Origin of the sequence: Dokdonella sp. (assembly GCF_041395345.1) — a bacterium.
Lineage (GTDB): Bacteria > Pseudomonadota > Gammaproteobacteria > Xanthomonadales > Rhodanobacteraceae > Dokdonella.
The window spans coordinates 182,350-189,593 of record NZ_JAWLAR010000008.1 but is presented as its reverse complement, the minus strand read 5'-3'; the positions used below and the strand labels follow the sequence as shown (position 1 = coordinate 189,593).

The following is a 7,244-nucleotide window of genomic DNA, read 5'->3' as shown; positions in this document are numbered from 1 at the left end:
ATCCGGAGACAGCAAGGCCTGCCAGGAAACCCAGCAAGTCCGCGGGTCAGAGAGGGGTACGCCCGTGAGTTCCCGCGATCGTCTGCGCATTGCCATCCAGAAGTCGGGGCGACTCAGCGAAGCCTCTCTGGATCTGCTTGCGCGCTGCGGACTCAGCTTTCGGCGCAGCCGCGACAAGCTGTTCTGTTTTGGCGAGAGCCTGCCCGTGGACCTGCTTCTGGTTCGCGATGATGACGTGCCGGGAATGATCGCCGACGGTGTTTGTGATCTGGGCGTGGTGGGGCGAAACGTACTCAGTGAACAGATTCTCGGTTCCGGCGCGGGTGGTCAGCCCGCCCCTTTTCGTGAGTTGCGCTCGCTGGGATTCGGCAAGTGCCGCTTGTCCGTGGCCGTTCCGGATGCATTCGACTACCACGATGCCGACCAGTTCTCCGGCATGCGCATCGCCACGACCTATCCGAACCTGCTCGCCGACTGGCTGCAGCGCAACGATGTCAGCGCTTCGGTCGTCAATCTCTCCGGCTCCGTCGAGATCGCGCCGCGTCTCGGTAGTGCGGACTTCATCTGTGACCTCGTTTCCAGCGGAGCCACGCTGGCTGCGAACCAGCTCAAGGAAGTGGCTGTCGTGCTCGAATCCGAAGCGGTGCTGGCCGCAGGTGCGGAGTTGCCATGCGACGAGCGCGGTGAGCTGATCGACATGCTGCTGCGGCGGATTGATGGGGTTATCCAGGTGCGCGTATCGAAACTGGTCATGTGGCACTCGCCGCGATCCGCGCTGGAAAGCATCCAGCGCCTGCTTCCGAACGGGCAGCAGGCCACGGTCACTCCGATCGAAGGGCTGGACAATGAAGTGGCGGTTCAGGCCATCTGCAATGAGGCCATTACCTGGCAGCACCTGGAGGACATGAAGCGTGCGGGTGCACGCCAAATGCTGGTCCTGCCGCTGGAGCAGATGCTGGCATGAATCGGGTTGACTGGAATTCACTGGACGACGCGGAACGCGTCGCGATTCTGGCCCGTCCTGCGCAGCAGGGCACGGCGGAGGTGCGCGATACCGTGCGCACGATGATTCGACAGGTCCGCAGCGACGGGGATGCGGCCTTGCTCGAGCTGAGCCGACGCCTTGATTGCCCCGGGCTGGATTCGCTGAGCGTTGACGAAGAGGAGTTCGACCGTGCCGAAAGCGTCCTCGCCACCGAACTCAAGTCGGCCATCAACGAGGCGCATGCGCGCATCAAGGCATTTCACAAGGCCTGCATGGTGCCGTCGGTGTACATGGAAACGGCGCCGGGTGTTCGTTGCGAGCGCATCTCCAGGCCCATGGAGCGTGTTGGCTTGTACGTGCCGGCCGGCAGTGCGGCCCTGCCTTCGACCGCTCTCATGCTCGGTATTCCGGCCATGCTGGCGGGCTGTCCGCAGATCGTCCTGTGTACGCCGCCACGTGCGGACGGTCGCTGCGATGAAGCGGTTCTCCACGCGGCCCGACTCTGCGGCATTCGCACGGTGTTCAAGCTCGGCGGCGCGCAAGCGATCGCAGCCATGGCCTATGGCACCGAGTCGATTCCGTACTGTGACAAGCTCTTCGGTCCGGGCAATGTCTGGGTTACCGAGGCCAAGCGCCAGATCGCCGCGGATCCTGAAGGGGCCGTGATCGACATGCCGGCAGGCCCGTCGGAAGTGCTGGTCATCGCCGACGTGCAGGCAGATTCGGAGTTCGTCGCTGCCGATCTGCTGGCCCAGGCCGAGCATGGTGCCGACTCGCAGGTTCTCCTCCTTTCACCGTCGCAGGCGCTGATCGAGAAGGTCATTGCCACTGTCAGGCGCCAGTGCGAGGCGCTGCCGAGAGCGGCCATCGCGGCACAGTGTCTCGCCCGGTCCAGCCTGATCAGGGTCGACTCCCTCGAGCAGGCCGTCGCCATCAGCAACCGCTATGCTCCAGAGCACCTGATAATCAATACGGCAGATGCACGCGAACTGCTGCCTCTGGTGACCAGCGCAGGCTCGGTTTTCCTCGGAGCCTGGACGCCGGAATCGATAGGCGACTATTGCAGCGGTACAAACCACGTATTGCCAACCTATGGCGCTGCGCGCGCCTGGAGCGGTTTGTCCGTGGCAAGCTTCCAGAAACAGATGACCGTACAGGAGTCGAGCTTGGAAGGACTGCGCCATATTGGACCCTGCACCGTGACTCTTGCTCGGGCCGAACAGCTAGAGGCGCACGCGAGGGCGGTCAGCTTGCGCCTGGCTTCAATGGAAGCGGCCGCATGAGCATTCTCGATCTGGCCCGGCCTGAAATTCGCGGCTTGCAGGCGTATTCCTCGGCGCGCACGGAAGCGGCCATGGCCGAGGTCATGCTGAATGCCAACGAATCCGCCTGGCCGCCCGCGGGCGTGCCCATGCCCTTGCACGGGCGATCGCTCAATCGCTACCCGGACCCGCAGCCGCGCGATCTGCTCGCCCGCCTGGCCGAACTGTACAGCGTGGATGAGAGCAGGATCCTGATGGGCCGCGGCAGCGATGAGGCCATCGACTTGCTGATCCGCGCTTTCCGTCGACCCGGAATGGATGCCATCGCGATCGCTCCTCCGACTTTCGGCATGTATTCCGTTTGTGCTGCCATCCAGGGGGCCAAATGCATTCAGGTTCCGCTCGACCGACGTTTCGAGCTTGATGTCGATGTCCTGCTCGAAAAGCTTCCGGCTTCGTTGAAGGTCGTATTTCTCTGTTCGCCCAACAACCCGACCGGCGGCCTCATCAGTCATGCCAGCATCGGGCGGATAGCGACCGCGTTGCACGAGCGTGCCCTGGTCATCGTTGACGAGGCTTACATCGAATTCGCCAATGCGCCGAGTGCCACCGTTCTGCTTGGCCGCCATGAAAATCTTGGCATTCTGCGCACGCTCTCCAAGGCCTGGGGACTGGCCGGCGCCCGGGTCGGCTGTCTGCTGGCTGACAGTGAGGTCATCTCGTTGTTGCGCCGGATCATGCCCCCTTATCCGCTGCCGACGCCCAGCATCGTGGCCGCACTTGCGGCGCTGAACGCCGAAGGGCTTGAACTGACCCGCCAGCGCATCGGCCTGGTTGTCTCCGAGCGGGAACGCCTGGCAGCGGCGCTGGTTCGGCTTCCCTCCGTCGTCGAGGTGCTGCCTTCGCAGGCCAATTTCCTGTGTGTCCGCTTCGACGATGCTGCCCGGGTCCAGCGCAGCCTGCAGCGCGATGGCGTGATCGTTCGCGACGTCGGTCGCCACCCGCGACTCGAAGGCTATCTGCGCATCACCGTCGGCTCGCGAGAGGAGAACTCGCGCCTGCTTGAAGCCCTGGTTCGTCAGGAAGTCTCAGGATGAGTCGTCGCAAACTGCTTTTCGTCGATCGCGACGGTTGCCTGATCGAGGAGCCCGAAGATTTCCAGATTGACCGGTTCGACAAATTCGCCCTGCTGCCCGGCGTGATAGGTGCGCTGTCGCGTTGCGTGGCAGCGGGTTACGAGCTTGTCATGGTGACAAACCAGGACGGACTCGGAACATCCAGTTTTCCCGAGGCCGATTTTCAGGGACCGCAGAATCTGCTCATGCGAATCCTGGGATCGCAGGGCATCTCGTTTCGCGAAGTGCTGGTCGATCGCAGCTTTGCCCATGAAGGGCGCGACACGCGCAAGCCGGGCGTCGGCCTGGTCCGCCACTACCTGGCCGACGACGGCTGGTCCAGAACCGGTTCAGCCATGGTCGGCGATCGCGAGACCGACATGGAATTTGCGCGCAATCTCGGTGTGCGCGGGTTCCGCGTCGGTGCGGGATTCCAGTCATGGAATGAAATCGCGCATGCCTTGTGCAGCTCGCCGCGCACCGGAAAAGTGGACAGGACAACCAGGGAGACCAGCATCCGGGTCCGGGTCGACCTCGACGCGCCCGCGGATTCGGATGTGCACACGGGGATCGGATTCTTCGACCACATGCTTGAGCAGATCGCACGCCACGCGGAGTTCGGTCTGCTCCTCAGTTGCGAGGGCGACACCGGCGTTGACGAACACCACACGATCGAGGACTGCGCGCTCGCCCTGGGCGAGGCCTTGCGCGAGGCGCTGGGCGACAAGCGCGGAATTGCCCGTTACGGGTTCAGCCTGCCCATGGATGAAAGCATCGCCCGCGCGGCGCTGGATCTGTCCGGGCGATCGATGCTGGTATTCGAGGGCAGTTTTCCGCGTGATCGCGTGGGCGATTTTCCTACCGAGCTCGTGCCGCATTTCTTTCGTTCGCTGTGCGATGCGCTGGGCGCCAATCTGCACTTGAGCGTGAGCGGCGAGAATGCCCACCACATGGTTGAAGCCTGCTTCAAGGTGTTTGCGCGTTGCCTGCGGCAGGCCATACGCGTGGAGGGACACGACCTGCCCAGCACCAAGGGTGTCTTGTGAGCACGCCGGACGTGGTACTTGTCGATGCCGGCGGAACCAACATCGGCTCGGTTCGCTACGCGCTCGAGCGCCTCGGTATCGATGCGCCGGTAACCCATAGTGCGGCGCGGATCCGCGCTGCCAGCCACGTGATCCTGCCCGGCGTCGGTGCGGCTGCGCCCGCCATGCGCACGCTGGAATCGCATGGACTTGTCGACGTCCTGCGCAGCCTGCAACAACCGGTGCTCGGGGTCTGCCTGGGCATGCAGTTGCTGTTTGATCATTCCGAAGAAGGTGATACGCCGTGTCTTGGCGTGATCAGCGGCCGCGTGCGCCGGTTGTCCCGTACTCGTTCCCGACGGGTGCCGCACATGGGCTGGAATCGGCTTGAGACGGTCCGCGATGACCCGTTGTTGCACGACCTTCCCGGGAAGGCGTTCGCCTATTTCGTGCACAGCTTCGCGGTATCCAGCGATGTACATACCGTAGCCAGCACCGAGTACGGATCATCGCTTGCAGCCATTGTGCGCAGCCGGAATTTCTGTGGCATGCAGTTTCACCCGGAGCGCTCGGCAGCGGTCGGGGCGCGCCTGCTCGGCAATTTCCTTTCCCAATGACGTTCGAGATCATTCCCGCACTGGACCTGCGTGGCGGCTGCGTCGTGCGTCTGCGCCAGGGCGACTATGCCCGCGAAACCGGCTATGCCATCAATGCGCTGGACCAGGCTCGCAGCTACCTGGATGCGGGCGCAACCCAGCTGCACGTGGTAGATCTTGATGGTGCGCGCGGCGGCAATTTCGAGAATCTGGATCTGATCGAATCGCTGGCCGGTCTCGGCCTCGTTGTCCAGGCCGGTGGTGGCGTTCGCAACGAGGCCGACGTGCGCCGGTTGTTCGATATCGGCGCGCGACGAGTTGTCATCGGAAGTGTCGCGATCAAACAGCCCGATCAGGTGTTCGAGTGGATTTCGACGCATGGGGCGGATCGGCTGGTCGTCGCGCTCGACACTCGACGTATGGATGGCTGTTGGCAGTTGTCGTCAGCCGGATGGACACAGGCGGCCACGCTGACACTCGATGAACTGGCACCGCGCTTTGAAGCCCACGGCGCGCGCCATCTGCTGTGCACGGATATTGAGCGTGATGGCATGTTGACCGGTCCCAATCTGGAACTCTATGCGCATCTCGCACGGATCGCCCCCGGGCTGCTTGTGCAGGCTTCGGGAGGCATGCGCAATCTGGCTGATGTGGCGGCACTGAAAGACAAGGTGGCTGGCGTGATACTGGGCCGCAGTCTGCTCGAGGGCCAGCTTGATCTGGCTGAAGCCCTGGCATGCTGACGCGGCGAATCATTCCCTGTCTGGACGTGCGCGATGGCAAGGTCGTCAAGGGCGTACGCTTCCGCGATCATGTCATCGTCGGTGATATCGTCGAGCTGGCCCTGCGCTATCGCGACGAAGGTGCAGACGAACTGGTTTTCTATGACATCACCGCAAGCCCGCAGGGTCGCCATGTCGATCGCGACTGGGTCGAGCGCGTGGCCCGGGTCATCGACATACCGTTTTGCGTGGCAGGCGGAATCCGCAATGTGGAGTCGGCTCGTGCCATCCTCATGGCCGGTGCCGACAAGATCTCGATCAACTCTCCGGCACTCGAGCGCCCGCAACTGGTGAACGAGCTGGCGGACGCCTTTGGCAACCAGTGCGTGGTCATCGGCATCGACAGCCTGAGGGATGCCGATGGCGAATGGCGTGTGCGCCAGTACACGGGTGATCCATCGCGCATGCGTTCGGTTCCGCTGCGAACCCTCGACTGGGTTGATGAAGTGCAGGCGCGAGGAGCCGGCGAAATCGTCCTCAACTGCATGGGCGCGGATGGCGTGCGCGCTGGCTACGACCTGGACCAGTTGAGCGCCGTGCGCGCACGCTGTTCGGTTCCGCTGGTGGCCTCGGGCGGAGCCGGCGCCATCGAACATTTTCTCGACGCCTTCGTCGAGGCCGATGTCGATGCGGCACTGGCGGCCAGCGTCTTTCATTCGGGTGAAATTCCGATCCCCGTGCTCAAGACCTTTCTGGCCGATTCCGGTCTGGAGATTCGTGCATGAACGATGCTTCCGTTGTCGAACCGCTTGACTGGGCCAAGGGTGATGGTCTTCTGCCGGCGATCGTCCAGCACTGGCAGAGCGGCGCCGTATTGATGCTCGGCTACATGAACCTCGAAGCGCTGCAGGCAACGCAATCCAGCGGCAAGGTCACATTCTTCAGCCGAAGCAGGCAACGGCTGTGGACCAAGGGTGAAAGCTCCGGCAATTTTCTCAACCTGAAATCGCTGCACGTCGATTGCGATGGCGACAGCATCCTCGTGCGAGCCGAACCGGAAGGGCCGACCTGTCACACCGGCGCGGCAAGCTGCTTTGCAACGGCTGCGCCACCGCCTGGCGGATTCCTGGCCCAGCTGGACGCCCTGATCGAGGATCGATTCGCGAATCGACCTGCGGCAAGCTACACCACGAAACTGTTCGAAAGCGGTATTCGCCGAATCGCGCAGAAAGTGGGCGAGGAGGGCGTCGAGACGTCACTGGCTGCCGTGACCCAGGAGGACTCCGAGCTGCTCGGCGAGGCAGCGGATCTGGTCTTCCACCTGCTTGTGTTGCTGAGAGCAAGAAACCTCGGCATGGCAGATCTGATCAGGGTGCTGGAGGAGAGGCACTCGGAGAATCCGCGACAGGGTTGAGTCCCGAGCGCTCTGGTCCGACGCGCAGTTCGCCGGGATTAGCGTTTGCCCACGGGCTGTCGTACACTTCGTCGCACTGTGTATGCCGGAGTCACAATGCATCGTGACATGGGCACAGCTGATCC

The 7,244-nt window shown here is 63.1% G+C and carries 8 protein-coding genes; all 8 read left to right on the top strand.

Annotation, left to right across the window (positions count from 1 at the left end; all coding sequences use genetic code 11):
- Positions 1-64: 64 nt before the first annotated feature.
- From hisG to hisIE, 8 genes are read left to right on the top strand one after another with little or no spacing between them, the layout of a single operon-like run.
- Positions 65-964, top strand: coding sequence for an ATP phosphoribosyltransferase (hisG, locus tag R3F00_RS09410; protein ID WP_371281524.1), 900 nt, complete (start codon positions 65-67; stop codon positions 962-964).
- Entirely contained in the window at positions 961-2,268 is a 1,308-nt protein-coding gene (gene hisD, locus R3F00_RS09405; RefSeq protein WP_371281523.1) for a histidinol dehydrogenase, read from the top strand. The genes hisG and hisD overlap by 4 nt, the downstream gene beginning before the upstream one ends.
- On the top strand, positions 2,265-3,344 hold the full coding sequence (hisC, locus tag R3F00_RS09400) for a histidinol-phosphate transaminase (RefSeq protein ID WP_371281522.1): 1,080 nt from the start codon (positions 2,265-2,267) through the stop codon (positions 3,342-3,344). The genes hisD and hisC overlap by 4 nt, the downstream gene beginning before the upstream one ends.
- Positions 3,341-4,408, top strand: coding sequence for a bifunctional histidinol-phosphatase/imidazoleglycerol-phosphate dehydratase HisB (gene hisB, locus R3F00_RS09395; RefSeq protein ID WP_371281521.1), 1,068 nt, complete (start codon positions 3,341-3,343; stop codon positions 4,406-4,408). Before hisC ends, hisB begins: the two co-directional genes overlap by 4 nt.
- Positions 4,405-5,004, top strand: a complete 600-nt coding sequence (gene hisH, locus R3F00_RS09390) for an imidazole glycerol phosphate synthase subunit HisH (protein WP_371281520.1) — start codon at positions 4,405-4,407, stop codon at positions 5,002-5,004. The genes hisB and hisH overlap by 4 nt, the downstream gene beginning before the upstream one ends.
- The gene (locus R3F00_RS09385) at positions 5,001-5,726 is read left to right on the top strand and encodes a HisA/HisF-related TIM barrel protein (RefSeq protein WP_371281519.1); all 726 of its coding nucleotides are present in this window, start codon (positions 5,001-5,003) and stop codon (positions 5,724-5,726) included. The genes hisH and R3F00_RS09385 overlap by 4 nt, the downstream gene beginning before the upstream one ends.
- Positions 5,720-6,490, top strand: coding sequence for an imidazole glycerol phosphate synthase subunit HisF (gene hisF, locus R3F00_RS09380; protein ID WP_371281518.1), 771 nt, complete (start codon positions 5,720-5,722; stop codon positions 6,488-6,490). Before R3F00_RS09385 ends, hisF begins: the two co-directional genes overlap by 7 nt.
- Positions 6,487-7,119 carry a bifunctional phosphoribosyl-AMP cyclohydrolase/phosphoribosyl-ATP diphosphatase HisIE gene (gene hisIE / locus R3F00_RS09375; protein WP_371281517.1) on the top strand — a complete coding sequence of 211 codons (633 nt, stop codon included), beginning with the start codon at positions 6,487-6,489 and terminating at the stop codon, positions 7,117-7,119. The genes hisF and hisIE overlap by 4 nt, the downstream gene beginning before the upstream one ends.
- The last annotated feature ends 125 nt before the right edge of the window (positions 7,120-7,244 follow it).

What these genes read in the sequence shown, in the direction of transcription:
- hisD (WP_371281523.1), top strand. Translation starts at nt 961, where the DNA reads ATGAATCGGGTTGACTGGAATTCACTGGACGACGCGGAACGCGTCGCG.
- hisC (WP_371281522.1), top strand. Translation starts at nt 2,265, where the DNA reads ATGAGCATTCTCGATCTGGCCCGGCCTGAAATTCGCGGCTTGCAGGCG.
- hisB (WP_371281521.1), top strand. Translation starts at nt 3,341, where the DNA reads ATGAGTCGTCGCAAACTGCTTTTCGTCGATCGCGACGGTTGCCTGATC.
- R3F00_RS09385 (WP_371281519.1), top strand. Translation starts at nt 5,001, where the DNA reads ATGACGTTCGAGATCATTCCCGCACTGGACCTGCGTGGCGGCTGCGTC.
- hisF (WP_371281518.1), top strand. Translation starts at nt 5,720, where the DNA reads ATGCTGACGCGGCGAATCATTCCCTGTCTGGACGTGCGCGATGGCAAG.
- hisIE (WP_371281517.1), top strand. Translation starts at nt 6,487, where the DNA reads ATGAACGATGCTTCCGTTGTCGAACCGCTTGACTGGGCCAAGGGTGAT.